Genomic DNA, 26198 nt, shown 5'->3' on the forward strand with positions numbered 1-26198 from the left:
GTGTTCTCGCAGGTCGGCACGGTTGTCAGTGGGCGGGTGCAGGATGGACGCATGGTCAGCTCCGCACACCGAGCGCTCGACGGCTTCTCCCCCGCGACCCGCGGCTGGTTCACGGGGGCCTTTTCCGCGCCCACCGCGGCCCAGGCCGGGGCGTGGGCGGCCATCGGGGCGGGCTCGGACGTGCTGGTCGTGGCCCCGACCGGTTCCGGCAAGACGCTGGCCGCGTTCCTCGCCGCGCTCGACCAGCTGGCCTCGACGCCGCCTCCCGCGGAGCCGCGCAAGCGCTGCCGGGTTCTGTACGTGTCCCCGCTCAAGGCGCTCGCGGTCGACGTGGAGCGCAATCTGCGCAGCCCGCTGACCGGCATCCGGCAGGAGTCCGTGCGGCTCGGGCTGCCGGAGCCGGAGGTGAAGGTGGGCATCCGTTCCGGCGACACCCCGCCCGCCGAGCGCCGGGCTCTGGCCACCCGCCCGCCGGACATCCTGATCACGACCCCCGAGTCGCTGTTCCTGATGCTGACCTCGGCCACACGCGACGCGCTGACCGGCATCGAGACGGTGATCCTGGACGAGGTGCACGCGGTCGCGGGCACCAAGCGCGGCGCCCATCTCGCGCTCACCTTGGAGCGCCTCGACGAACTGCTGCCCAAGCCCGCCCGGCGCATCGGGCTCTCGGCGACCGTGCGTCCGGTGGACGAGGTGGCGCGCTATCTCTCGCCGCAGCGCAAGGTGGAGATCGTCCAGCCGCCGTCCGGCAAGGAGTTCGACCTCTCCGTGGTCGTGCCGGTCGAGGACCTGGGCGAGCTGGGCGGGTCGCCGGCCGCCGACGGCAAGGAGGGCGCCGAGAAGCCGTCGATCTGGCCGCACGTCGAGGAGCGGATCGCCGACCTCGTCCAGTCCCACCGCTCGACGATCGTGTTCGCCAACTCGCGGCGTCTCGCCGAGCGCCTGTGCAACCGGCTCAACGAGATCGCGTACGAGAGGGCGACCGGCGAGCCCCTGGAGGAGGCGCACGCTCCCGCGGAGCTGATGGGCGGCTCCGGCGCGGCCCAGGGGGCGCCCCCCGTCATCGCCCGGGCGCACCACGGATCGGTCTCCAAGGAACAACGGGCGCAGGTCGAGGAGGACCTGAAGGCCGGCCGTCTCCCGGCCGTGGTCGCCACCTCCAGTCTCGAACTGGGCATCGACATGGGCGCGGTCGACCTCGTCGTCCAGGTCGAGTCCCCGCCGTCCGTGGCCTCGGGGCTCCAGCGTGTGGGCCGCGCGGGTCACCAGGTCGGCGCGGTCTCCACCGGGGTCGTCTTCCCCAAGTACCGGGGTGACCTGGTGCAGGCGGCCGTGGTCACGGAGCGGATGCGCACCGGCTCCATCGAGTCCCTCCGGGTCCCCGCCAATCCGCTGGACGTGCTGGCCCAGCAGCTCGTCGCCATGACCGCGCTCGACACCTGGCAGGTCGACGACCTGCTGTCCATGGTCCGCCGGGCGGCCCCGTTCGCCTCGCTGCCGGAGTCGGCGTTCACCGCCGTGCTCGACATGCTCGCGGGCCGCTATCCGTCGGACGCCTTCGCCGAGCTGCGGCCCCGCGTGGTGTGGGACCGGGTCGCGGGCACGGTGACCGGCCGGCCCGGCGCCCAGCGTCTCGCCGTCACCTCCGGGGGCACCATCCCCGACCGCGGTCTGTTCGGGGTGTTCCTCGCGGGCGCCGACCCCAAGAAGGGCGGCGGCCGGGTCGGCGAGCTCGACGAGGAGATGGTCTACGAGTCCCGCGTCGGCGACGTCTTCACCCTCGGCACCAGTTCCTGGCGCATCGAGGACATCACCAGGGACCGGGTCCTGGTCTCCCCGGCGCCCGGCGTCCCCGGCCGGCTGCCCTTCTGGAAGGGCGACCAGCTCGGGCGTCCGCTGGAACTGGGCCGCGCGGTCGGCGCGTTCCTGCGCGAGGTCGGTTCGCTCCCCGAGGAGGACGCCCGGCTGCGTCTGCTCGCGGCGGGCCTGGACACCTGGGCCGCGGACAACGTCATCGCGTACCTCGCCGAACAGCGCGAGGCGTGCGGACACATCCCGGACGACCGAACCATCGTGGTCGAGCGCTTCCGCGACGAGCTGGGCGACTGGCGCGTGGTCGTGCACTCTCCCTTCGGCGCCCAGGTCCACGCGCCCTGGGCCCTCGCCCTGGGTGCCAAGCTGTCCGAGCGGTACGGCATGGACGCCCAGGTCATGCATGCGGACGACGGGATCGTGCTGCGGCTTCCGGACGCCGATCTGATGAACCTGGACCTGCTCGACCAGGCGCCGTCGAAGGCGGGCGCGGAGTGGGACGCGGAGCAGGCCCCGGTCGGCGCGGCGGACGTCGCCTTCGACAAGGGCGAGGTCGACCAGATCGTCACCGACCAGGTCGGCGGTTCGGCCCTCTTCGCCGCCCGTTTCCGCGAATGCGCGGCCCGCGCCCTGCTCCTGCCGCGCCGCAACCCCGGCAAGCGCACCCCCCTGTGGCAGCAGCGGCAGCGCGCCGCCCAGCTGCTCCAGGTGGCCAGTGAGTTCGGTTCGTTCCCGATCGTCCTGGAGGCGGTGCGCGAATGCCTCCAGGACGTCTTCGACGTGCCGGGGCTCAGGGAACTGATGGGGGACATCGAGTCCCGCAAGGTGCGGCTCGTCGAGGTCACCACCCCCGAGCCCTCCCCCTTCGCCCGCTCCCTCCTCTTCGGGTACGTCGCCCAGTTCCTGTACGAGGGGGACTCCCCGCTCGCCGAGCGGCGGGCCGCCGCGCTGTCGCTGGACTCGCGGCTGCTGGCCGAGCTGCTGGGCCAGGCCGAGCTGCGGGAGCTGCTGGACGCCGAGGTCCTGGCCGAGCTGGAGCGCGAGCTCCAGTGGCTCACCGAGGACCGGCGCATCAAGGACGTGGAGGGTGTCGCCGACCTGCTGCGGCTGCTCGGGCCGCTCACGGAGGCCGAGCTGGCCGAGCGCGGCGCCGAGCCGCGGTGGGCGGGCGAACTGGCCGCCGCCCGGCGCGCCATCCGGGTCCGGATCGCCGGGGCCGACCACTGGGCCGCCATCGAGGACGCGGGCCGGCTGCGGGACGCGCTCGGCACGGCGCTGCCCGTCGGTGTCCCCGAGGCCTTCACCGAGCCGGTGAAGGACCCGCTGGGCGATCTCCTCGCCCGGTACGCGCGCACCCACGGGCCGTTCACCTCGGCCACGGCCGCCGCCCGCTTCGGCCTGGGCACGGCCGTCACCGACGGCGCCCTGCATCGCCTCGCGGCGGCCGGCCGGGTCGTGCAGGGCGAGTTCCATCCCGCGGGCATCGGCCAGGAGTGGTGCGACGCGGCGGTGCTGCGCCGGCTGCGCCGCCGCTCGCTCGCGGCCCTGCGCCACGAACTCGAACCGGTCCCGCCGGCCGCGCTCGCCCAGTTCCTGCCGCAGTGGCAGCACGTGGGCAGCGGTCACGGGCTGCGGGGCATCGACGGACTGGTGCGGGCCGTCGAGCAATTGCAGGGGGCGTCCGTGCCCGCCTCGGCGCTGGAGAAGCTCGTGCTGCCGTCCCGGGTTGCCGGTTACACACCCGCGCTGCTCGACGAGCTCACGTCCGCCGGTGAGGTGGTCTGGGCCGGGGCGGGTTCCCTGCCGGGCAAGGACGGCTGGGTGTCGCTGTATCTCGCGGACGCCGCCCCGCTGCTCCTTCCGGCCGCGCACCCGCTGGAGCCGACGGCGCTGCACGAGTCGGTCCTGGAGACCCTCTCCGGGGGCTACGGCCTGTTCTTCCGCCAGATCGCCGACCAGGTCCGGGCCACCACCCACCCCGACGCGACCGATCCCCAGCTCGCCGACGCGATCTGGGAGCTGGCCTGGTCCGGGCGGCTGACGAACGACACGCTCGCGCCGATGCGTTCCCTGCTGGGCTCGGGCCGCACCGCCGGGTCCACGGCCCACCGCGCCAAGCGTTCGGTCCCCCGCGGGCGCTACGGCTCCCTGACGGGCGGGGCGCGCCCCCAGTCGCGTACGGGGCCTCCCACCGTGGCGGGCCGCTGGTCGCTGCTGCCCGGGCGGGAACCCGACGCCACGGTCCGCGCCCACGCCCTGGCCCGGACGCTGCTCGACCGGCACGGGGTGGTGACCCGGGGTGCCGTCGCGGCGGAGGGCGTCGAGGGCGGCTTCTCGGCGGTGTACCGCGTCCTGTCGGCCTTCGAGGACAGCGGCCAGGCCCGCCGGGGCTATGTGGTCGAGGGGCTCGGCGCGGCCCAGTTCGCGATGGACGGCGCGGTGGACCGGCTCCGGGCCGCGGCGAACGCCCGCGACCGGGGCACGGCGCTGCTCGAACCGGCCGTCCCGGACAACTCCCCCGCCGCCAACGGCTTCCCGGACAGCGCGGCCTTCCCCCGCTCCCCCTCGGGTTTCGACGGCGCGGGCCGCGGCGGCGACTCCTTCCCGGACGGGAGCGGTCTCCCCGGCGGGCCGGACTCCTGGAACGCCCTCCCGCCCGGGTTCGGCCAGGACGCACCCCTCGGGGGTCCAGGCTCCGCGCTCGACTTCGACTTCGGCGACGACCACACCTTCTCCGCCGACTCCGCCTTCCCGGCCGGGGCGCCCCACCCGGACGCGGCCCAGCACCGCGGCACCCCGTCCCGTCGTGGCGGCCCGCCGTATCCGGGGAACGGCTCCGCCCACCCGGGCGCCCGTTCCCGTACGGCCTCCCCCGCCGTCGTCCTGGCCGCCGCCGACCCCGCCAACGCCTACGGCGCGGCCCTTCCGTGGCCCGAGTCGCCGACGGAGGCGGGCCACAAGCCGGGCCGCAAGGCGGGTTCCCTGGTCGTCCTGGTCGACGGTGAGCTGACGCTCTACATGGAGCGCGGCGGCAAGACGCTGCTGGCCTGGCCGGCCGATCCGGACGGTCCCCTCGCCCAGGACGCCCGCCTGGCTCCGGCGGCGGAGGCCCTCGCCGCGGCCGCCCGCGCGGGCTCGCTCGGCACGGTCACCGTCGAACGCGTCAACGGCGTCTCGGCCCTCACCTCACCTCTGGGCACCCTTCTGGAAGGAGCGGGCTTCATCGCCACCCCGCGCGGTCTCCGCCTCCGGGCCTGACCGGCCGCGCCGACCCGTGCCACCCTGGAGCCATGCCCGAAGGAGACACCGTCTGGCAGGCCGCGAAGCGCCTGCACGTCGCCCTCGCGGGCAAGGTCCTGATCCGCTCCGACCTGCGGGTGCCCCGGTTCGCCACGGCGGACCTCACCGGCCGCGGCGTCCTGGACGTCACCGCGCGCGGCAAGCACCTCCTCACCCGGATCGAGGGTGGTCTGACGCTGCACTCGCATCTGCGGATGGACGGCTCCTGGAAGGTGTACGAGCCGGGCCGGCGCTGGAGCGGAGGCCCCGCCCACCAGATCCGGGCCATCCTCGGCACGCAGGACCGCACGGCCGTCGGCTACCGCCTGCCCGTGCTGGAGCTGCTCCGCACCGCCGACGAGGCCCGCGCGGTCGGCCATCTCGGCCCCGACCTCCTGGGCCCGGACTGGGACCCGGCCAGGGCCTTGGAGAACCTCCTCGGCGACCCCGACCGCGCCCTGGGCGAGGCCCTCCTGGACCAGCGCAACCTCGCCGGGATCGGGAACGTGTACAAGAGCGAGCTGTGCTTCCTGCTCGGGGTCACTCCCTGGCTCCCCGTCGGGGCGCTGCCCGCCGACCGCGCTGCCTCGTTGCCGGTTCTCGCGAAGAGGCTGCTGGAGTACAACCGCGACCGTCCGGTCCGCGTCACCACCGGCCTCAGGGAACAGCACCTGTTCGTCTACGGGCGGACCCCGCGGCCCTGTCTGCGCTGCGGGACGCCGGTGCGCGTCGCGAACCAGGGCGACGGATCCCGCGAGCGCCCCACGTACTGGTGCCCCCGCTGCCAGGCCGGTCCCACCCCGCCGCCCGCCCGTCCGACCGTCCGGTCCCGCACGACCGATTGACGACCCGTCAGATCTCTTCGTACCGTCCCCTCATGGGACTCCCTGCGTACGACCTCACCGGACGCACTGCCTTCGTCACCGGCGCGGGCAGCGGCATCGGCCGCGCGGCGGCGGTCCTGCTGGCGGAGGCGGGCGCGACCGTGCACTGCGCGGACGTCGACGAACAGGGCCTGCACGAGACCGCGTCGCTGGTCAAGGACAAGGGCGGCACCGCCCTCGGCCACCGGCTCGACGTCACCGACCGCGCCCGGCTCCGGGAGGCCGTCGCCGCGTGCGGCCGGCTCGACGTGATGGCCGCGATCGCCGGGATCATGCACAGCAGCCCGGTCCTGGACACCTCGGACGAGGATCTGGACCGGGTGCTGGACGTCAACTTCAAGGGGGTCCTGCACGCCTGCCAGGAGGCCGCGCTCTCGATGATCGCGAACGGGGTCCGCGGCAGCATCGTCACCATGGCGTCGGGCGCCATCGACTCGGGCGGTCCGGGCCTGCTCTGCTACAGCGCGGCCAAGGCGGCCGTCGTCCAGCTGACGAAGACGCTGGCGACCGAGGCCGGCCCGCACGGCATCCGCGTCAACGCCGTGGCGCCGGGCTGGATCCGCACGCCCATGACCGACCGCCACGGTGAACGGCAGGCGCACACCGAGGCGTTCATGGCCCGTCTGTCCCCGCTGGGCCGCGTCGGGGAGCCCGAGGACATCGCCCACGCCGTGCTGTACCTGGCGTCGGACGCCTCGGCGTTCACCACCGGTCAGATCCTCCGCCCCAACGGCGGCGTCGCCATGCCCTGGTAGCCCGCCCGCCGGCGCTCTCGAACCGGGGCGCCGCCCGCCGCCGGCCGCGCCACCGCGCCCGCCACCGGTCCGGCCCCACGGCCCCGGCCGCCCGGGACTTCGGCACGCAGTGGACCGGCAGCAGGCTGAGCCCCCACCCGCCCGCCGCGACGGCGCCCTCGATCACTCCGGCACCGGGGACGAACACGAGCCGGAGCACGCTGAACCACCACAGCGCGCCGAATATGAAACACGCCCCCCGCCGCACTGTCCGCCCCGCCATGGCACTCACCTCCGGCGCGGCACCGGGCCGCCGTCCTCGCGCGCGAGCAGGGCACACCGGCGGCAGGCGCCGCCGTCCGGGCCCGAGCGGCTCCCGGCCGCTCAGCCGTTCTCCGCCTGGAACATCCAGTGGTGTTTCTCGAGGTCGGCCGTGATCCCGATGAGGAGGTCCTGGCTCACCGGATCCGCGTCCGCCGTGGCGGCCACTCGCTCCCGCATCCGCGCGATCACCGCGCCGAGCGCGTCCACGAGCGTCCGTACGGCGTCGGTGTCCTTGATCCAGCCGTCCGGTGTGTGTCCGATGCCGCTGCCGGCCGTCACGGTGGCCGCGCGCCCGTCCGGCGGCACACCCAGGGTCGAGGCGCGCTCGGCCACGGTGTCGGAGTGCAGCCGCGCGATGTCCACGACCTCGTCGAGCTGGAGGTGGACGGAACGGAAGCGGGGCCCCACCACGTTCCAGTGGACCTGCTTCGCCACCAGGGAGAGGTCCAGCAGATCGACCAGGGCGCCCTGGAGCGCCGCGGCGACCGTCTTCAGGTCCGCGTCGGGCAGGGAGCTCTTGACGACGTACATCCGCATCCTCCGATTCACGACGACCGGGGCGGCCCGTCCAGCGACCACACCGGCCGCGAAGACCCCACGACCGCACCGGCCGTGAACACCGCGGGGCCGGACCGACCGCATCCGACCGAACCCGGCTCACCCGGCCCACCGGTCACGACGGCGGGCGCCGGCAACGTCCGGCCCCTCCACCATGGGGGCCGCGCCGGATACCGGCAAACGGGCCCGCCAGGGAGCCGGGGAACGCGAAAGCCCCGGCCCTGCTCCTCCGGGTCTTCCCGGAGAAACCCCGGCCGGGGCTTCGGTGGTACGTCTCAGGGCTCGGACAGCGAGCCGGTGAGCGTCAGGCGGCGACGACGTCGACCGCTTCGGCAGGCGCCTTGATCGTGACCCGTTCCGGTGGCACGCCGGTCACCGATACGGAATTGAGCATCGGGCGACGCACCGGCGCGGGCACCGGTTCGGTGGCCGCAGCCGACTGTGCCAGCTCGGCGAGGGCGAGCTCGTCGCTCACTTCCCGCATGAGCTCGGACATCCGTACGTCCAGCGCGTCGCAGATCGCGGAGAGCAGCTCGGAGGACGCCTCCTTCTGCCCCCGCTCCACCTCGGAGAGATAGCCGAGTGAGACTCGGGCGGACGAGGAGACTTCGCGCAGAGTACGGCCCTGGCGCTGGCGCTGCCGACGCAGCACGTCACCCAGCAGGCGACGGAGCAGAATCATCGGTGGCTCCCTCCTCGGACCGCGTAGCCGCATCCTTCACGCCCCACCGTACCGCCTTGCGCCGCGGCCGTGCGGGGAGCGATGTCGTGTTCACTCAGGGCTGCAAACATCAAAACCCCCCGTTCTGTTCCGTATCCTGTGCCCGCTCATTCCCGGTCTGTTCGCCCGCGAGCTCCCGAAGAAGCAGCGCGAGTACGCTGCGTACACTCTCCATACGGATTTCCGCCCGGTCGCCGTTCAACCGCAGCGGCACCACTTTCCCGCCACGGGAGGTGTCGGCAGGCGTCTCGAAGGGCCCGTCGACGGCCACATAGACCGTACCCACAGGCTGTCCGTCCTGCGGTTCGGGACCGGCGACGCCGGTGGTCGCGATGCCCCAGTCGGCGCCGAGCGCCTTCCGCACCCCGGCCGCCATCTGTGCCGCGACCTGCGGGTCCACCGCGCCGCGTTCGGCCAGAAGAGTGACATCGACGCCGAGGAGTCCGTGCTTCAGTTCGGTGGCGTACGCGGTCACGGAGCCCCGGAACGCCTTCGAGGCACCCGGCACCGCGGTGATCTCCGCCGCCACCAGGCCGCCGGTGAGCGACTCGGCGACGGCGAGGGTCTCGCCCCTCACCGTCAGTAGTCGCACCACTTCGGCGGCCGTGGGACTCACCGCTCGGCCTCCACGGCGGCCGCCCGCCGTTCGGCGATTCCGCGGCGGCGCAGCACAATGGCCTGTCTCACGTAGTCGAGTCCGGTGACGACGGTCAGCACGATCGCGACGCCCATCACCCAGAACCGCAGACTGGCCAGCAGCCCGGTCAGCGGCAGGATGTACATGCCGACGGCCGTGCCCTGGGCCAGCGTCTTCAGTTTGCCGCCACGGCTCGCCGGGATGACGCCGTAGCGGATCACGACGAACCGCAGCAGGGTGACGCCGAGTTCACGGCCGAGGATGACGATGGTGACCCACCACGGCAGATCCCCGAGGCCGGACAGACAGATCAGCGCCGCACCCATGATCGCCTTGTCGGCGATGGGATCGGCGATCTTCCCGAAGTCCGTGACGAGGTTGTACGTGCGCGCGAGGTGGCCGTCGAAGATGTCGGTGATCATGGCGACGGCGAAGGCCGCCCAGGCCCAGGCGCGCATGGCGGGGTCGTATCCGCCGTCGGCCAGCATCAGGACCACGAAGCCCGGCACGAGGACGAGCCGGATCATGGTCAGGATGTTGGCGATGTTCCAGAGGCTGGCCTGGTTGACGGCCGCGGCACCCAGTTTCCCGCCCCGAGGCGTCTTCGGACCCCCTTCGGCGTCCGGAGCGCCCGCCGCACCGTGTGCACCCGAAGCACCCGGACCAACGGAAGCCGGGCCCGTACCACTCGACGCACCCGGGCCACCCGGACCACCGGAGGCGCGCTGACCGCCGGAAGCGCCGGGGGCGCCCGTCGCGCCCGTGGCGCCCGGGGAGCCGCCCGCCGCGGATGCCGGGGCTCCGCTCATCTGGCCGCCTCCTCAGCGCTCTCGAACGAGCCCGGGAGCGGCTCGGCCACCAGGTCGACACCTTCCGTGCCCACCACCTTGGCCTCGACGATACGGCCGACGGTCAAGCCCTCGCCGCTCGTGAACAGCACCTGTCCGTCGGTCTCCGGCGCCTGGTGCGCGGCACGGCCGTACGCGCCGTCCTCGTCGTCGACGCCCTCGACCAGCACGTGCACGGTCTCGCCCACGCGCTCCTCGGCACGCTGGGCGACCAGTTCCTCGGCGAGGCGGGACACGCGCGCCAGACGCTCGGCGACGACGTCCTCGTCGAGCTTGTTCTCGTAGGTCGCCGCCTCGGTGCCCTCCTCGTCGGAGTATCCGAAGACGCCGATCGCGTCGAGACGGGCTCCGGTGAGGAAGCGCTCCAGCTCCGCGAGGTCGGCCTCGCTCTCGCCGGGGAAGCCCACGATGAAGTTGGAGCGCACGCCGGCCGCCGGGGCCTTGGCCCGGATGGTGTCGAGCAGTTCCAGGAACCGGTCGGTGTCGCCGAAGCGGCGCATGGAGCGCAGCACGTCGGGCGCGGAGTGCTGGAAGGACAGGTCGAAGTACGGGGCGACGTTCGGGGTCGAGGTCAGGACGTCGATGAGCCCGGGGCGCATCTCGGCGGGCTGGAGGTAGCTGACCCGCACGCGCTCGATGCCGTCGATCTCGGCCAGCTCGGGGAGCATCGTCTCCAGGAGACGGATGTCACCCAGGTCCTTGCCGTACGAGGTGTTGTTCTCGGAGACGAGCATCACCTCCTTGACGCCCTGCTCGGCGAGCCAGCGGGCCTCGTTCAGGACGTCGCTGGGGCGGCGCGAGATGAACGAGCCCCGGAAGGAGGGGATGGCGCAGAAGGTGCAGCGGCGGTCGCAGCCGGAGGCCAGCTTCACCGAGGCGACCGGGGCGCCGTCCAGACGGCGGCGCAGGGGCGCGCGGGGTCCGGAGACGGGGGCGACGCCCTCGGGCAGGTCGGTGGGGGCGCCGTGGCCGGGAAGGGCCACGTCCTCGCCGGCGGTCTGCCGCTCGGCCGGGCTGATCGGCAGCAGCTTGCGCCGGTCGCGCGGGGTGTGGGAGGCGTGGATGCCGCCGTTCAGGATGGTCTGGAGGCGGTCCGAGATGTCGGCGTAGTCGTCGAAGCCGAGCACGCCGTCGGCCTCGGGGAGCGCCTCGGCGAGTTCCTTGCCGTACCGCTCGGCCATGCAGCCGACCGCGACCACGGCCTGGGTTCTGCCGTGGCCCTTGAGGTCATTGGCCTCGAGGAGGGCGTCGACGGAGTCCTTCTTGGCGGCCTCGACGAAGCCACAGGTGTTGACGACGGCGACGTCCGCTTGTTCGGCGTCCTCGACGAGTTGCCAGCCGTCCGCCTCCAAGCGGCCTGCGAGCTCCTCCGAGTCCACCTCGTTACGGGCGCAGCCAAGGGTGACGAGTGCGACGGTACGGCGTTCAGGCATGGGCTCAAGACTACTTTGTCTGGCCGACACCCCACGTCGACGGGGTTGGCCGATCTTGGCCAACCCCGTCGACGGTGTGCTGCTCGGGACCCCTATCCGACCTGGGGGTCACCCTTCGTGTACGTCAGACGCTCCACCGCGCCCGGCTGGAACTGGTCCTCGATCTTCTTGCCGTTGACGTAGAGCTGGATGGCTCCGGCGTCGCCGAGGATCAGGTTGATCTTGGAGCTGTCCTGGAAGGTCTTGGACTCGCCCTGCTTCAGCAGCCCGTCGAAGAGCATCCGCCCGTTGTGGTCCTTGGCGGAGATCCAGCTGCGTCCGTCCGCGGCGCTGACCTGGACGGTCACCTTGTCCTGCGGAGCGGCCGCGATGGCGCTGTCGGAGGGCTCGGGCTTCGGGTCGGCGGGCTTGGAGGCGGACGCCGACGGTGCGGCGGACTTCTTGACGGTCGGCGTGGACCCCTCGGCGACCTGCGTCTTGGAGTCGTCGCCGGTGCCGCCACCCTTGACCATGGTGAACCCGACGAAGCCGATCACCGCGACGATCGCGGCGACCATGGCGGCCGTCCAGTTCGGTCCGCGGCGCTCGGGGCGGATGCGTTCCGCCTCGAAGAGCGGGGCGGCGGGCGTCGGCGCGGGACGTCCGCCGTGCTCGGCGTCGTACTGGGCCAGCAGCGGGGCCGGATCGAGGCGGACGGCGCGGGCCAGGGTCCGGATGTGCCCGCGCGCGTAGACGTCACCACCACAGGGGGCGAAGTCGTTCTGTTCGATGGCGTGGATGATCGTGATACGGACGCGGGTGGCGTTGCTGACGTCGTCGACGGTCAGATGGGCATCGATGCGCGCCTTCTGCAGGGCACGGCCGATCGATGGCCGGTCGGCCGTCGGGTCGTCTTCGAACGGACGCTCGTCTTCGGGGGAGTTGCCGTCAGGTGAGTTGACGATGGACACGGGGGCGCCTTTCGAGCGTGTAGCCACCTGTGCTGGAAGTTCAGTCTAGGGGGGGTACGAAAGGGTGGGGCAACCGGGCGGTGGGACTTTGTACGCCATCAGAATGGCCGGTCATCCTGATATAGGGACATGGTGACGCCCCTTCGCTCAACTTGACGTGCGACAAGGCGAAACGGTTGCTCACCGACTCCTTACGGGTGAGTCACATTCACATATCAGCCGAGTGCGGAACATGACGTTCCGCCATTCGACCGACAGCCCCGTCGCTCTTCGAGCGACCGCCGTGCGCTCACCACGCCATTGCCGGTTGTCCCGTCCCCCCTCGCCGGGGGTTCTACGCTTCTGCTTCCCCGCGCATCACGGCCAACACCCCGTCCAGCTCGTCGGCCTTCACCAGGACGTCACGCGCCTTGGAGCCCTCGCTGGGCCCGACGATCCCGCGCGACTCCATGAGGTCCATGAGCCGGCCCGCCTTGGCGAACCCGACGCGCAGCTTGCGCTGGAGCATCGAGGTGGACCCGAACTGCGTGGAGACGACCAGTTCGGCGGCGGCGCACAGCAGATCGAGGTCGTCGCCGATGTCCTCGTCGATCTCCTTCTTCTGCTTGGTCTCCACCGTGACGTCGTCCCGGAAGACGGGCGCCATCTGATCCTTGCAGTGCTGCACGATCGCCGCGACCTCGTCCTCGGTGACGAAGGCGCCCTGCATACGGGTGGGCTTGTTGGCCCCCATCGGCAGGAACAGCCCGTCGCCCTTGCCGATGAGCTTCTCGGCGCCGGGCTGGTCGAGGATGACGCGCGAGTCGGCGAGGGAGGAGGTGGCGAAGGCGAGGCGGGAGGGCACGTTCGCCTTGATCAGACCGGTGACGACGTCCACGGAGGGCCGCTGGGTGGCGAGCACCAGGTGGATGCCGGCGGCGCGCGCGAGCTGGGTGATGCGCACGATCGAGTCCTCGACGTCACGCGGCGCGACCATCATCAGGTCGGCGAGCTCGTCCACGATGACCAGCAGGTACGGGTACGGGCTCAGCTCGCGCTCGCTGCCCTCGGGCAGCTTCACCTTGCCGTTCCTGATGGCCTCGTTGAAGTCGTCGATGTGCCGGAACCCGAACGCCGCGAGGTCGTCGTAGCGCAGGTCCATCTCCCGCACGACCCACTGCAGTGCCTCGGCGGCCCGCTTCGGGTTGGTGATGATCGGCGTGATCAGGTGCGGGATGCCTTCGTAGGCGGTCAGCTCGACGCGCTTGGGGTCGACCAGGACCATCCGCACGTCCTCGGGGGTCGCGCGGACCATGATCGAGGTGATCAGGCAGTTGATGCAGGACGACTTGCCTGAACCGGTGGCGCCGGCGACCAGGACGTGCGGCATCTTCGCCAGGTTGGCCATCACGTAGCCGCCCTCGACGTCCTTGCCGAGCGCGACCAGCATCGGGTGGTCGTCCTCCGCCGCGTCCGCGAGGCGCAGCACGTCACCGAGGTTGACCATCTCTCGGTCGGTGTTGGGGATCTCGATGCCGACCGCCGACTTGCCGGGGATCGGGCTGATGATCCGCACGTCGGGGCTGGCGACCGCGTACGCGATGTTCTTGGTGAGGGCGGTGATCCGCTCGACCTTCACGGCGGGGCCGAGCGTGACCTCGTAGCGCGTGACGGTCGGTCCCCGGGTGAAGCCCGTGACGTCGGCGTCCACCTTGAACTCGGCGAAGACCTGGCGCAGCGAGTCGACGACCGCGTCGTTGGCCGCGCTGCGGGTCTTGCCGGGGCCGCCGCGCTCCAGCAGGTCGAGGGAGGGCAGCGCGTACGTGATGTCCCCGGACAGCTGGAGCTGCTCGGCACGCGGGGGCAGTTCGCGCGGGGCGTCGGGCGCGGCCTTGGTGAGGTCGGGCACGACGGACTCGACCGGCAGGCTCTCCTGCTTGGGCCGCTTGGCGCCCGGGACGGCCTTGGCGCGCGCGGCCGGGACCGGCGTGGTCTCCTCGTACCCGTCGCGCTCCACGCTGACGCCCTGCGTCAGATCGGCGACCAGCGGCGAGGGCGGCATGCCGTGCAGCACGGCGCCGTCCAGCGCGGCCGCGGCGGCCGCGGCGACGTCCACGGCGTCCATCGGCCGGTTCATGTCGGGCTGCTGCGCGCCGGGCCGCCGGGGGCGGCCCCTGCGCCGGGTGAGCGCCTCCTGCTCGGCACCGTCGGGGTCGTAGGCCCCGGGGGCGCGCGAACGCCCGCCGGGGCGCCCGGCGAGCCCGTCGCGCCACTGCTCGTCGTAGCGCTCGTCGTCCTCGGCGAGCAGGTCGTCGTCGAGGTCGGCCTGGACGACGCCGAGCTTCTGTCCGAGCAGCCGCAGCCGCTGCGGGATCGCGTTGACCGGGGTGGCCGTGACGACCAGCAGCCCGAAGATCGTGAGCAGCACCAGGAGTGGTACGGCCAGGACGTCACCCATCGTGTACGTCAGCGGCGTGGACGCCCCCCAGCCGATGAGACCGCCGGCGTCCCTTATCGCCTGCATGCCGTCGCTGCGCGCGGGTGATCCGCAGGCGATGTGCACCTGCCCGAGCACGCCGATGACGAGCGCCGACAGACCGATCACGATCCGGCCGTTGGCCTCCGGCTGCTCGGGATGCCGGATCAGCCGCGCCGCGATGACGGCGAGGAGTATCGGCACGAGCAGGTCGAGACGGCCGAAGGCGCCGGTGACCAGCATCTCCACGAGGTCGCCGACGGGACCGCGCAGATTGGACCAGGTCCCCGCCGCGACGATCAGCCCGAGGCCGATCAGCAGCAGCGCGACCCCGTCCTTGCGATGCGCCGGGTCGAGCCCCTTGGCGCCCCGCCCTATCCCCCGGAAGGTGGCTCCGACGGCATGGGCGACGCCCAGCCACAGGGCGCGTACCAGTCGGTACACGCCCGCGGTCGGGTTGGGCGCCGGCGCGGGGACGGGCTTCTTCGCGGGGGCCCTCCTGGCGGGCGCCTTGGCGGCGGCTGCCTTCTTCGCGGGGGCCTTTTTCGCTGGGGCCTTCTTCGCCGGAGCCTTCGTCGGAGCGGCCGCCTTCTTCGCGGGCGGCTTCTTGGCTGCGGACTGACGTGAGGCCATGTGTGTGAGGTTACCGGTGGAGACGACAGCGGACACGTGTGCCCAGTGCTTCACCCGATCGTGTCGCCCGTCCAGGGAGCGGAACTGACGCTTCCTCAAGGTCCGGCGCGAACGCCGGGACCCGTCTCAGCTCTGCGACGGCACCGAGGGTGCCCCGCTGCCCGTGCCCGGCTCCAGCGCGTCCAGCGCCCTGCGCAGTCCGGTGAGTTTGCGCTCCAGATGGGCCGCGGTGGCCACCGCCGCCGCGTCCGCGGAGTCGTCGTCCAGCTGCTTGGACAGCGCCTCGGCCTGCTCCTCGACGGCCGCGAGCCGCGCGGAGAGTTCGGCGAGAAGTCCGGCGGGCTCCTTGGCCTCGCCGAGCGCCGCCTTGCCGCCGCCCTCCAGCTGGAGCCGCAACAGCGCCGCCTGCTCGCGGAGTTGGCAGTTCTTCATGTAGAGCTCGACGAACACCGAGACCTTCGCCCGCAGCACCCACGGGTCGAAGGGCTTGGAGATGTAGTCCACCGCGCCGGCCGCGTACCCCCGGAAGGTGTGGTGGGGGCCGTGGTTGATGGCGGTGAGGAAGATGATCGGGATGTCCCGGGTGCGCTCCCGCCGCTTGATGTGCGCGGCGGTCTCGAATCCGTCCATGCCCGGCATCTGAACGTCCAGCAGAATGACCGCGAAGTCGTCCGTGAGCAGCGCTTTGAGCGCTTCCTCCCCGGACGATGCCCGTACCAGTGTCTGATCGAGCGCGGAGAGGATCGCCTCCAGCGCCAACAGATTCTCCGGCCGGTCATCGACCAGGAGGATCTTGGCCTTCTGCACCATGGCCCGCCCTCCTCGCCCCGGCATGGGGCCTCCCCTGTCCGCAGGACTTGGGGAGACGCCACCGGGCGCCGCCCCAGGGGACGACTCCCTTGCGCCGTCCGTCCTTGTGCCGGTCATGCTAGCCGCACCCCGCCCGTCGCCACACCCTGTCACCGTGATGTCACTGTGCACGTAGCAGAAACGCGGCAGGGGACCAGAAGGTTCCCCGTATCCCGTGCTTCTACACGGCTTCGGGCACAGTCCGTCATACGACGAAGGGCTGCCCGAACGGGCCCTGCCGCACGGTGTTCGGGTGTCCGACACACCGTGACGGCCCGCGTCACCCTCCCGAGTGTGTCACTCCTGACGCATCCACTGCGCCATCACCGACAGCAGATGATCGGGATCGACCGGCTTGGTCACATAGTCGGAGGCACCCGACTCGATCGCCTTCTCCCGGTCGCCCTTCATCGCCTTCGCCGTGAGCGCGATGATCGGCAGGCCCGCGAACTGCGGCATCCGCCGGATCGCCGTGGTCGTGGCGTAGCCGTCCATCTCGGGCATCATGATGTCCATCAGAACGACCGTCACATCGTCGTGCTGCTCCAGGACCTCGATGCCCTCGCGGCCGTTCTCCGCGTACAGCACCGAGAGACCGTGCTGCTCCAGGACGCTGGTCAGCGCGAAGACGTTGCGGATGTCGTCGTCGACGATCAGCACCTTCTCGCCCTCGAAGCGGATGCCCCGGCCCTGCTGCGGCGTCGTGTCCTGCGGTGCCGCCCACGACTCCGCCGCCGCGCCCCCGCCGCCGTCCTGCTCCCCGGGGACCTCCGGGCGCTGCTCGGCCGTCGGCAGCGCCCTGCGGCGCCTCCTGAACAGCGCGGCGGGCCCGTTCTGGGTGTCCTGGTACGACTTCACCTCGGCCGGCATCCCGATGCTGTGCAGCTCGCCCTCGGAGGCCAGCAGCTCGCCCGCCTCCATCGCCGGCGCGAGCTGTCCGTACCCCTGCGGAGGCAGTTCGCTCGGGTGCAGCGGGAGGTACAGGGTGAAGGTGGAGCCGCGCCCCGGCTCGCTCTGGGCGTAGATCTCGCCGCCGAGCAGCCGCGCGATCTCCCGCGAGATGGAGAGCCCCAGGCCCGTGCCGCCGTACTTGCGGCTCGTCGTGCCGTCCGCCTGCTTGAAGGCCTCGAAGATCACCCGCATCTTGCTCGCCGCGATCCCGATGCCGGTGTCGGTCACGGAGAACGCGATCAGGTCGGCGTCCGCGTCCCGCAGCGACCCCGACTCCAGGAGCTGCTCCCTGATGGCCACCGGCACGTCCGCCGCGGCGGGCCGGATCACCAGCTCGACCGCGCCGGAGTCGGTGAACTTCACCGCGTTGGACAGGAGGTTGCGCAGCACCTGGAGGAGGCGCTGCTCGTCGGTGTGGAGCGTGGCGGGCAGCTCCGGCGAGACCCGTACGGAGAAGTCGAGCCCCTTCTCCGCGGTCAGCGGACGGAACGTTGCCTCCACGTAGTCGACGAGCTGGACGAGCGCGATCCGGGTCGGCGACACGTCCATCTTGCCCGCCTCGACCTTCGACAGGTCGAGGATGTCGTTGATCAGCTGGAGCAGGTCGGAGCCCGCTCCGTGGATCGTCTCGGCGAACTCGACCTGCTTGGGAGTGAGGTTGGTGTCCGCGTTGTCGGCGAGCAGCTTGGCGAGGATCAGCAGGGAGTTGAGCGGCGTCCGCAGCTCGTGCGACATGTTCGCCAGGAACTCGCTCTTGTAGCGCATGGAGACGGCGAGTTGCTCGGCGCGCTCCTCCAGGACCTGCCGGGCCTCCTCGATCTCGGTGTTCTTGACCTCGATGTCGCGGTTCTGCTGGGCCAGCAGCTCGGCCTTGTCCTCCAGCTCCGCGTTCGAGTCCTGGAGCGCCTTCTGCCGGTTCTCCAACTCCGCCGAGCGTTCCCGCAGTTGCTCGGTCAGCTCCTGCGACTGCCGCAGCAGCACCTCGGTCTTGGTGTTGACCGAGATGGTGTTGACGGTCGTCGCGATCATCTCCGCGATCTGGTTCAGGAAGTCCTTCTGGATCTGCGTGAAGGGCGTGAACGACGCCAGCTCGATGACCCCGAGCACGGTCCCCTCGAAGAGCACCGGGAGCACGATCACCTGAGCCGGCGGCGCCTCCCCGAGACCGGAGGAGATCTTCAGATAACCGCTCGGCGCGTTCTCCACGAGAATCGTGCGCTTCTCCTGCGCGGCCGTCCCGATCAGCGCCTCACCGGGCCGGAACGAAGTGGGCATCGACCCCATCGAGTAGCCGTACGACCCGAGCATCCGCAGCTCGTACGCCTCCTCGTCCTCGGTACCCGCGTCCTTGCCGTCGACCAGCGGCATCGAGAGGAAGAACGCGCCGTGCTGGGCCGACACCACCGGCGTCAGCTCGCTCATGATCAGCGAGGCCACGTCGTCGAGATCGCGGCGGCCCTGCATCAGGGCGGAGATCCGGGCGAGGTTGCCCTTCAGCCAGTCCTGCTCCTTGTTGGCGATCGTGGTGTCGCGCAGGTTGGCGATCATCTTGTTGATGTAGTCCTGGAGTTCCTGGATCTCGCCGGAGGCGTCCACGTCGATCTTCAGGTTCAGGTCACCGCGGGTCACCGCGGTCGCCACGCGCGCGATCGCACGCACCTGCCGGGTCAGGTTCCCGGCCATCTCGTTCACCGACTCGGTGAGGTCGCGCCACGTGCCGTCGACGTCCCGGACGCGCGCCTGACCGCCCAGCTGCCCCTCGGTGCCCACCTCGCGGGCGACGCGGGTGACCTCCTCCGCGAAGGACGACAGCTGGTCGACCATCGTGTTGATGGTGGTCTTGAGCTCCAGGATCTCGCCGCGCGCGTCGATGTCGATCTTCTTGGTCAGATCGCCCTTGGCGATGGCCGTGGTGACCATCGCGATGTTGCGGACCTGGCCGGTCAGGTTGGACGCCATCCCGTTCACCGACTCGGTGAGGTCCTTCCACGTCCCAGCCACACCCGGGACGTGCGCCTGACCGCCGAGGATGCCGTCCGTACCCACCTCGCGGGCCACCTTGGTGACCTGCTCGGCGAACGAACTCAGCGTCTTCACCATGGTGTTGAAGGTGTCGGCGAGCTGCGCGACCTCGCCGCGCGCCTCGATCGTCACCGTGCGGGTCAGGTCGCCGTTGGCGACGGCCGCCGCCACCTGCGAGATGTTCCGCACCTGCATGGTGAGGTTGTAGGCCATCAGGTTGACGTTGTCGCTCAGGTCCTTCCAGATGCCCGTGACCCCGGGCACCCGCGCCTGGCCGCCCAGGATGCCCTCGGTGCCCACCTCGCGGGCCACCCGCGTCACCTGCTCGGCGAACGAGGACAGCTGGTCCACCATCGTGTTGACGGTGGTGACCAGTTCGAGGATCTCGCCCTTGGCGTCGACGGTGATCTTCTTGGACAGGTCTCCCATGGCGACCGCGGTCGTGACCTCGGCGATGTTGCGCACCTGGATGGTCAGGTTGTTGGCCATGAAGTTCACCGACTGGGTGAGGTCCTTCCAGGTGCCCGAGACGCCCTGCACCTCGGCCTGGCCGCCGAGGATGCCCTCGGTGCCCACCTCGCGGGCCACCCGCGTCACCTGCTCGGCGAAGTTCGAGAGCTGGTCCACCATCGTGTTGAGGGTGTTCTTCAGCTCCAGGATCTCGCCCCGCGCGTCCACGTCGATCTTCTGCGACAGGTCACCGCGGGCCACCGCCGTCGCGACCTGCGCGATGTTGCGCACCTGTGCGGTGAGGTTGCCGGCCATGCCGTTCACCGAGTCGGTCAGGTCGCGCCACACACCGGCGACGCCGGGCACCTGCGCCTGACCGCCCAGCCGACCCTCCGTACCCACGTCACGGGCCACCCGGGTCACCTGGTCGGCGAACGCGGAGAGCTGGTCGACCATCGTGTTGATGGTGTTCTTCAGCTCCAGGATCTCGCCGCGCGCGTCCACGTCGATCTTCTGCGACAGGTCACCGCGGGCCACCGCAGTGGTCACCTGCGCGATCTGGCGCACCTGCGAAGTGAGGTTCCCGGCCATGAAGTTGACGGAGTCCGTGAGCTCCTTCCAGGTGCCGGAGACGCCGTCCACCCGGGCCTGACCGCCCAGCCGGCCCTCCGTACCCACGTCACGGGCCATCCGCGTCACCTGGTCGGCGAAGCTCGACAGCTGGTCCACCATGGTGTTCACGGTGACCTTCAGCTCCAGCATCTCGCCGGCCACCTCGACGGTGACCTTCTGCGACAGGTCACCGTTGGCGACCGCCGTGGTCACCTGGGCGATGTTGCGCACCTGGCCGGTGAGGTTCTGGAACGCCGTGTTGACGGAGTCCGTGAGGTCCTTCCACGTACCGGCGACGCCCGGGACCTGCGCCTGGCCGCCCAGCTCACCCTCGACGCCGACCTCGCGCGCCACCCGCGTGACCTCGACACCGAACGAGGACAGCTGGTCGACCATCGTGTTGACGGTGTTCTTCAGCTCCAGCATCTCGCCTGCGACCTGGACGCTGACCTTCTGCGACAGGTCACCGTTGGCCACGGCGGTCGTCACCGCGGCGATGTCCCGCACCTGGGTCGTCAGGTTCCGGAAGACCGTGTTGACCGAGTCCGTGAGGTCCTTCCACGTCCCCGCCGCCCCCGGCACGTTCGCCTGGCCGCCGAGCCGCCCCTCGCCGCCGACCTCGTTGGCGACGCGGGTGACCTCGTCGGCGAACGTCCGCAGCGTCTCGGTCATCTGGTTGATCGTCTCGGCCAGCTGCGCGACCTCGCCGCGTGCGGAGACCGTCACCTTCTGCGACAGGTCGCCGTTCGCGACCGCCGTGGTCACCTGCGCGATCCCGCGCACCTGGGCCGTCAGGTTGCCGGCCATGAGGTTCACCGAATCGGTGAGGTCCTTCCACACACCGGCCACACCGGGCACCTGCGCCTGACCGCCCAGCTCGCCCTCCGTACCCACCTCGCGGGCGACGCGTGTCACCTCGGAGGAGAACGAGGACAGCTGGTCCACCATCGTGTTGACGGTGTTCTTCAGCTCCAGCATCTCGCCGGCCACATGGACGGTGACCTTGCGCGACAGGTCACCCTTGGCGACCGCCGTGGTCACCAGGGCGATGTCCCGCACCTGGGCGGTGAGCCGGTACGCCATCGTGTTGACCGAGTCCGTGAGGTCCTTCCACGAACCGGACATGCCGCGGACCCGGGCCTGCCCGCCCAGCTTGCCCTCGGTGCCCACCTCGCTGGCCACCCGGGTGACCTCGTCGGTGAACGTCGACAGCTGGTCCACCAGGTTGTTGACCGTCCGGCCGACCTTCAGGAACTCACCGCGCAGCGGATGCCCGTTCCCGTCCGCCGCCTGCGCCCGCAGGTCCATGCGGGGCGACAGGTCGCCCTCCGCCACGGCGGACAGGACCCGGCCGACCTCGGACACGGGCCGTACGAGATCGTCCACGAGCGCGTTCGACGCGTCGATGGCGGCCGCCCAGGCCCCGTCGCCCGCACCCGCCTCCAGCCGCTCCGTGAGCTTGCCCTCACGGCCCACCACACGCCGTACCCGCGACAGCTCACCCGTCAGGTGCATGTTGCGGTCGGCGACCTCGTTGAAGACGGCCGAGATCTCGGACATCACGCCGTCACCGGAAACAGTGAGCCGCTTGCGGAAGTTGCCGTCCCGCATCGACACCAGGGCCGCCAACAGACGGTTCAACGCCGCCGTGTCCACTTCGGTGGTGCCGGTGCGCGGTGTGCGCCCGCTCTTCAGGGACTGTCCGCCTTTCGCGCGCGTCCTACCGCCCCGCGTCGCTGCGCCAGACTCCACTGTGTCCCTCCCGCAAGGGTCGACCAATACTGCTCGGCGTACTCGGGTACTGCTGCTCGGGTACTTCTGTTCGTGGGGCGCGGGAGGCGCACTACCTGCCCGGACCCACTCCTGGAGCCTGCCCAGTGTTTCACCCCGGCCGAACCAGGCCATAACAGTTCGGCAGCTTCGCACATCGTCCGCACACCCGCGGGACAATCCTCCGGCCCTGGCCGGAGGCGGTCACAGGCACCTGCCCGAACGGAAACACCGCACTCTTCGAGACGGAAACACCCGTGACCGGCATCCGCAGCGGCCGTGAAGGTAAGTAACCTTGCAAGCGGCTGTCCAGCCGTGCCGGTCCCGTCCGGCCTGGGCGGTGGCACGAGCACGAGCGGGCAGGCATCGGAGGGGCGCCGCACCATGACCACCGGACTGCATCCCGGGGGAACACCCCAGGATCCCCGGCCGACAGGGCACCACGCTCTGCCCACGCAGGAGCGAGCGGGCCACGGAGCCCCGGGGGCCGACGACCGGACGAGGAGTTCTGTGATCACCGCGCGCGCGGCCGCCAGTTTCGAGCCCGTCGGACGTTCCGTCGCGACCGCCCGGTCCTTCGTCCGCGACACCCTCCAGGGCTGGGGCTTCGCCGACATCGTCGACGACGCGGTCGTGCTGACCAGCGAGCTGGTCACCAATGCCGTCGTGCACGCGGGCACCTCCGCCGACGTCCTGTGTCTGCGCAGCGACGACGGCGTGCGCATCGAGGTGGCGGATCGCTACCCCGAACGCGAGATCCCACTCCAGGCCACCGCCGTCAGCATGGGCAGCCCCGACCGCGAGGGCGGCCGCGGACTCCAGCTGTGCGCGGCCCTCGCCCGCCGCTGGGGCGTCGAGTACACGCCCACCCACAAGCAGGTGTGGTTCCAGCTCGACCTCCCCGAGCGCGCGGTCGGCACCCGGGCCGCCGGCCCCTCGCTCCCCGCCGACCTCCTCCCCCTCGCCGACGGCCGTGTCCGGGTGGCGGTCGTCCAGATCGACCGCACCGGCGCCATCAACTCCTGGAACGAGGACGCCGAGGAACTCTTCGGGTACGCCGCCGAGCAGGTCACCGGCAAACCGCTCACCGACCTCGCGGCCTGGCCGCACACCCCGGGCACCGGCACCGGCATCGTCGAGGCCCTCCAGCTCTCGCGCTGGGAGGGCAGTTACGGCGTCCGCTGCGCCGACGGCCGCGTCACCCCCGTGTACGCCTCGCATCTGCGGGTCCGTGACACGAGCGGCGAGCCCTCCACCGTCTGCCTGCTGGTCCGCGACCACGAACGCGCCGTCCTGCAGACCCCGTTGCGCGGTCCCGCCTCCGACTCGGGCACCCACACCGAGGGCCAGGCCACGGACCCGTTCGAGGTCTTCATCGGATCACCGGCCCCGGACGACCTCGACGGCCTCCTCCAGCGCACGGTGGAGCGGGCCCGCGACATGCTCGACGGCGACTCCGCGTTCCTGCTCCTCGCGACCGACGACGAGACCGAGTTGGAGGTACGCGCCTCCACGGGCCTGCCCTCCGCCCGCCAGCGTTTCGCCCGCGTCCCCGTCGAGGCCGGCCCCGGCCGCTACGGCTCGGCCCGGATGCCCGCCGTCCACGAGGACCTCACGGTCGTCCCCGGCGCCGTACCGCTCCTCGGTGGCACCGGCATGCGCTCGGTGGTCACGGTCCCGCTGAAGGTCGAGGGCCGGCTCACCGGGTCCCTCGGCGTCGCGGCCGAATCGCCGGGACGCTACTCCAACGAAGAGGCCCTGCGCCTGCAGTTCGCCGCCGACCGCATCGCCCTGGCCGTCGAGTCGGCCCGGCTCGGCGAGCTCGAACGGCTTCGCCGCGGCTCGCTGTCCTTCCTCGTCGAGGCCTCCGACCTCCTCGCGGGCACCCTGGACCGCGACCAGACCCTCGCGCTGATGGCCCAGATGACGGTCCCGACCCTGGCCACCTGGTGTGCCGTCTACACGATCGCCGACCAGGCCTCCGACCCGTATCTCTCCTACGTCCTGCACGAGGACGAGGAACTCATCGACGGCCTCAAGGCGTTGCTCTCGAAGGTCGCCCCGCCCGACCCGGTGCCCACCCCGGGCGCGAGGGTCTGGTCGGCCCCGGCCGCGGCCGCCCACGACGCGGCCCTGCGCACCTCGATGCGCAGTCTGGGCCTCGGCGGGCAGACGTCGATCAGTTCCGGCATCGGCCCGACCCTGGCGACGGCCGCGGCCGTCGGCGGCGAGACCGTGGTCCTGCCCCTGGTCGCCCGCAACCGCGTCATCGGCATGCTGACCCTCGGCAAGCCGTCGGACGAGCATTTCCGCCAGGAGATCCTGGAGTTGGCTGAGGACCTGTCCAGGCGAGCGGCCCTGGCCCTGGACAACGCCCGCCTGTACTCGGAGCGCACGGCCATCAGCCAGTCCCTCCAGCGCAGCCTGCTGCCCCCGGAGCTCCCCCAGATCCAGGGCGTCGAGGTCGAGGTCATCTACCGCGCGGCCGGCGAGGGCAACGAGGTCGGCGGCGACTTCTACGACGTCTTCCCGATCCGCGACGGGGCGTACGGCTTCGCCATCGGCGACGTCTGCGGTACGGGCCCGGAGGCGGCGGCGGTCACCGGCCTGGCCCGGCACGCGCTGCGCCTGCTGGCCCGCGAGGGGTACGGCGGTCCCGCGGTCCTGGAACGGCTGAACTCCGCGATCCTCGACGAGGGCGCCCGCAGCCGCTTCCTGACCCTGCTGTACGGCGAGTTGTGGCCCCAGGAGGACGGGAGCGCCGTCCTGAAGGTCGTCTGCGCCGGTCATCCGCTCCCGTTGCGGCTGCGCCAGGACGGCACGGTCGAGCCGGCCGCCGAACCGCAGCCGCTCCTCGGTGTCATGGAGGACCTGGAGCTGTACGAGCAGCGGGTCACGCTCGATCCGGGCGATGTCCTGCTGTGTGTCACGGACGGTGTGACCGAGCGCCGGGAAGGCACCCGCATGCTCGGTGACGACGGCCTCGCGGACGTGCTCACGACATGCACGGGGCTGACGGCCGGCGCGGTCGCCGCGCGCATCATGCGGGCGGTCGAGCGCTTCGCCTCCGACGCCCCGTCGGACGACATGGCGATTCTGGCGATGCGCGTCCCCGGTCTCCACACGGACTGAGTCACGGAAAAGACCTCGGTTCCCGGGACATGATCCCGGGAACCGAGGTCTTTCCGTCCGTCCGAGGACCCGGGAAACGCGAAAGGCCCCCGCCCACAAGGGCGGAGGCCTTTTCTGTCTGAGCCCCCCAACGGAATCGAACCGTTGACCTTCTCCTTACCATGGAGACGCTCTGCCGACTGAGCTAGGGGGGCCGGTCGCTTTCGAGGTTTCCCTCGCGCCAACAAGAGAGATCATACCCTGAATTGGACCGTGCTCCCAACCCGCCCGGCCCTGATCAGAAGGCCGGCTGCAGCAGTCCGCCGAGCGCGTTGCACGCGGAGACGATCCGCTGCATCTCCCGCTTCGTCAGCGTCCCGTCCACGGGCAGCGACAGGGTCTCGTCGGCGGCCCGCTCGGTCTCGGGCAGCTGTACGTCGCGACGGAATCCGGGCAGCCGGTGCACGGGCGTCTTCACGGGCACCCGGCACTCGACTCCCCTGGCCCGTACGGCCCGTGCGAAGGCGTCCCGGTCCGGACGACCGTTGCCGGGCACCCGCACGACGTACTGCTGGTAGGTGTGGCCGTCGCCGCCGGCCGGTGTGCGGACGCCGCTGAGGCGGCCGTCGAGGTAGGCGGCCCGCTCCCGGCGCTGCGCGATCTCGTCGTACGGCGCCTCGGACTCGCCCTGCTCGAGCACCAGCACTCCGTGGCGCTGTCCCAGCTCGTGCAGCCGCGTCATGTCGGCGGTGCGTCCGAAGCGGTGCACGACGACGAGCGCCGCCGTGCGGGGAGTTATGACCGCCTCCACCGCACTGGGGTCGAGGCAGTACGTCGCCGGGTCTATGTCCGCGAAGACGGTCGTCGCGCCGGCCGTGTGCACGGCGTCGGCGACCTCCACGTTCCCGAAGGCCGGAACGACGACCTCGTCACCGGTTCCGACACCCGCGGCGCTGAGCATGGCAGCAGTACTCATGGTGCGGATCCTGGTCGCGCAACGTGAACTCCAAGTAAAGCAAAACAAAAAAGAGCTGGTCCCCGAACCGAAGTTCGGGGACCAGCTCTCTAAAATTTGTTCGGCGGCGTCCTACTCTCCCACAGGGTCCCCCCTGCAGTACCATCGGCGCTGTGAGGCTTAGCTTCCGGGTTCGGAATGTAACCG

General features: G+C 71.4%; 14 protein-coding genes, 1 tRNA gene and 1 rRNA gene. 4 read left to right on the plus strand and 12 right to left on the minus strand.

Features of this window, described 5'->3' with window-relative positions; translation table 11 throughout:
* Positions 1 to 51 precede the first annotated feature (51 nt).
* The 3 genes from IO36_RS15645 to IO36_RS15655 are packed head-to-tail and all read left to right on the plus strand — an operon-like array spanning position 52 to position 6733.
* Complete coding sequence (locus IO36_RS15645; RefSeq protein WP_037620339.1) at positions 52 to 5073, plus strand: ATP-dependent helicase; 5022 nt, start codon at positions 52 to 54, stop codon at positions 5071 to 5073.
* A gap of 32 nt (positions 5074 to 5105) precedes the next feature.
* Entirely contained in the window at positions 5106 to 5939 is an 834-nt protein-coding gene (locus IO36_RS15650; RefSeq protein WP_037620341.1) for an Fpg/Nei family DNA glycosylase, read from the plus strand.
* 32 nt (positions 5940 to 5971) lie between these two features.
* The gene (locus IO36_RS15655; protein WP_037620343.1) at positions 5972 to 6733 is read left to right on the plus strand and encodes an SDR family NAD(P)-dependent oxidoreductase; all 762 of its coding nucleotides are present in this window, start codon (positions 5972 to 5974) and stop codon (positions 6731 to 6733) included.
* Between the two features lie 363 nt (positions 6734 to 7096).
* On the opposite strand, the gene IO36_RS15660 is transcribed toward IO36_RS15655, so the two are convergent.
* The 9 genes from IO36_RS15660 to IO36_RS15700 form a co-directional block, all read right to left on the minus strand.
* Positions 7097 to 7567, minus strand: a complete 471-nt coding sequence (locus IO36_RS15660) for a Dps family protein (protein WP_037620344.1) — start codon at positions 7565 to 7567, stop codon at positions 7097 to 7099.
* A gap of 331 nt (positions 7568 to 7898) precedes the next feature.
* Positions 7899 to 8276 (minus strand): helix-turn-helix domain-containing protein, encoded by a 378-nt coding sequence (locus IO36_RS15665; protein WP_037620346.1) that lies wholly within the window; start codon positions 8274 to 8276, stop codon positions 7899 to 7901.
* Positions 8277 to 8385: 109 nt separating this feature from the next.
* Positions 8386 to 8931 (minus strand): CinA family protein, encoded by a 546-nt coding sequence (locus IO36_RS15670; RefSeq protein ID WP_037620347.1) that lies wholly within the window; start codon positions 8929 to 8931, stop codon positions 8386 to 8388.
* Positions 8928 to 9761 carry a CDP-diacylglycerol--glycerol-3-phosphate 3-phosphatidyltransferase gene (gene pgsA, locus IO36_RS15675; RefSeq protein WP_037620349.1) on the minus strand — a complete coding sequence of 278 codons (834 nt, stop codon included), beginning with the start codon at positions 9759 to 9761 and terminating at the stop codon, positions 8928 to 8930. Before pgsA ends, IO36_RS15670 begins: the two co-directional genes overlap by 4 nt.
* Entirely contained in the window at positions 9758 to 11233 is a 1476-nt protein-coding gene (gene rimO, locus IO36_RS15680; RefSeq protein WP_037620350.1) for a 30S ribosomal protein S12 methylthiotransferase RimO, read from the minus strand. Before rimO ends, pgsA begins: the two co-directional genes overlap by 4 nt.
* Before the next feature lie 92 nt (positions 11234 to 11325).
* The gene (locus tag IO36_RS15685; RefSeq protein ID WP_037620352.1) at positions 11326 to 12183 is read right to left on the minus strand and encodes a helix-turn-helix domain-containing protein; all 858 of its coding nucleotides are present in this window, start codon (positions 12181 to 12183) and stop codon (positions 11326 to 11328) included.
* A gap of 334 nt (positions 12184 to 12517) precedes the next feature.
* Positions 12518 to 15271 carry a DNA translocase FtsK gene (locus IO36_RS15690; RefSeq protein ID WP_245173301.1) on the minus strand — a complete coding sequence of 918 codons (2754 nt, stop codon included), beginning with the start codon at positions 15269 to 15271 and terminating at the stop codon, positions 12518 to 12520.
* 126 nt (positions 15272 to 15397) lie between these two features.
* Positions 15398 to 16081, minus strand: a complete 684-nt coding sequence (locus IO36_RS15695) for a response regulator (RefSeq protein WP_037620357.1) — start codon at positions 16079 to 16081, stop codon at positions 15398 to 15400.
* Positions 16082 to 16417: 336 nt separating this feature from the next.
* A complete protein-coding gene (locus IO36_RS15700) occupies positions 16418 to 21907 on the minus strand; it encodes a HAMP domain-containing protein (protein ID WP_107065720.1) in 5490 nt (1829 codons plus the stop codon).
* 402 nt (positions 21908 to 22309) lie between these two features.
* Between IO36_RS15700 and IO36_RS15705 the strand changes: the two genes are divergently transcribed.
* A complete protein-coding gene (locus IO36_RS15705) occupies positions 22310 to 25057 on the plus strand; it encodes a SpoIIE family protein phosphatase (RefSeq protein WP_037620361.1) in 2748 nt (915 codons plus the stop codon).
* Positions 25058 to 25178: 121 nt separating this feature from the next.
* Here the strand turns inward: IO36_RS15705 and IO36_RS15710 are convergent.
* From IO36_RS15710 to rrf, 3 genes are all read right to left on the minus strand, one after another.
* Positions 25179 to 25251, minus strand: a tRNA-Thr gene (locus IO36_RS15710).
* An 83-nt stretch (positions 25252 to 25334) separates the two neighbouring features.
* Positions 25335 to 25997, minus strand: coding sequence for a DegT/DnrJ/EryC1/StrS family aminotransferase (locus IO36_RS15715; protein ID WP_037620363.1), 663 nt, complete (start codon positions 25995 to 25997; stop codon positions 25335 to 25337).
* Positions 25998 to 26110: 113 nt separating this feature from the next.
* Positions 26111 to 26198: ribosomal RNA gene (gene rrf / locus IO36_RS43125) — 5S ribosomal RNA — on the minus strand; the annotation flags it as partial.

Source organism: Streptomyces aureus (assembly GCF_000725495.1).
GTDB lineage: Bacteria > Actinomycetota > Actinomycetes > Streptomycetales > Streptomycetaceae > Streptomyces > Streptomyces aureus_B.

Excerpts from the sequence above, each read along its gene's own strand:
- IO36_RS15645 (WP_037620339.1), top strand. The coding sequence starts at position 52 with ATGGTCAGCTCCGCACACCGAGCGCTCGACGGCTTCTCCCCCGCGACC.
- IO36_RS15650 (WP_037620341.1), top strand. The coding sequence starts at position 5,106 with ATGCCCGAAGGAGACACCGTCTGGCAGGCCGCGAAGCGCCTGCACGTC.
- IO36_RS15655 (WP_037620343.1), top strand. The coding sequence starts at position 5,972 with ATGGGACTCCCTGCGTACGACCTCACCGGACGCACTGCCTTCGTCACC.
- IO36_RS15660 (WP_037620344.1), bottom strand. The coding sequence starts at position 7,567 with ATGTACGTCGTCAAGAGCTCCCTGCCCGACGCGGACCTGAAGACGGTC.
- IO36_RS15665 (WP_037620346.1), bottom strand. The coding sequence starts at position 8,276 with ATGATTCTGCTCCGTCGCCTGCTGGGTGACGTGCTGCGTCGGCAGCGC.
- pgsA (WP_037620349.1), bottom strand. The coding sequence starts at position 9,761 with ATGAGCGGAGCCCCGGCATCCGCGGCGGGCGGCTCCCCGGGCGCCACG.
- rimO (WP_037620350.1), bottom strand. The coding sequence starts at position 11,233 with ATGCCTGAACGCCGTACCGTCGCACTCGTCACCCTTGGCTGCGCCCGT.
- IO36_RS15690 (WP_245173301.1), bottom strand. The coding sequence starts at position 15,271 with ATGGCCTCACGTCAGTCCGCAGCCAAGAAGCCGCCCGCGAAGAAGGCG.
- IO36_RS15695 (WP_037620357.1), bottom strand. The coding sequence starts at position 16,081 with ATGGTGCAGAAGGCCAAGATCCTCCTGGTCGATGACCGGCCGGAGAAT.
- IO36_RS15705 (WP_037620361.1), top strand. The coding sequence starts at position 22,310 with ATGACCACCGGACTGCATCCCGGGGGAACACCCCAGGATCCCCGGCCG.
- IO36_RS15715 (WP_037620363.1), bottom strand. The coding sequence starts at position 25,997 with ATGCTCAGCGCCGCGGGTGTCGGAACCGGTGACGAGGTCGTCGTTCCG.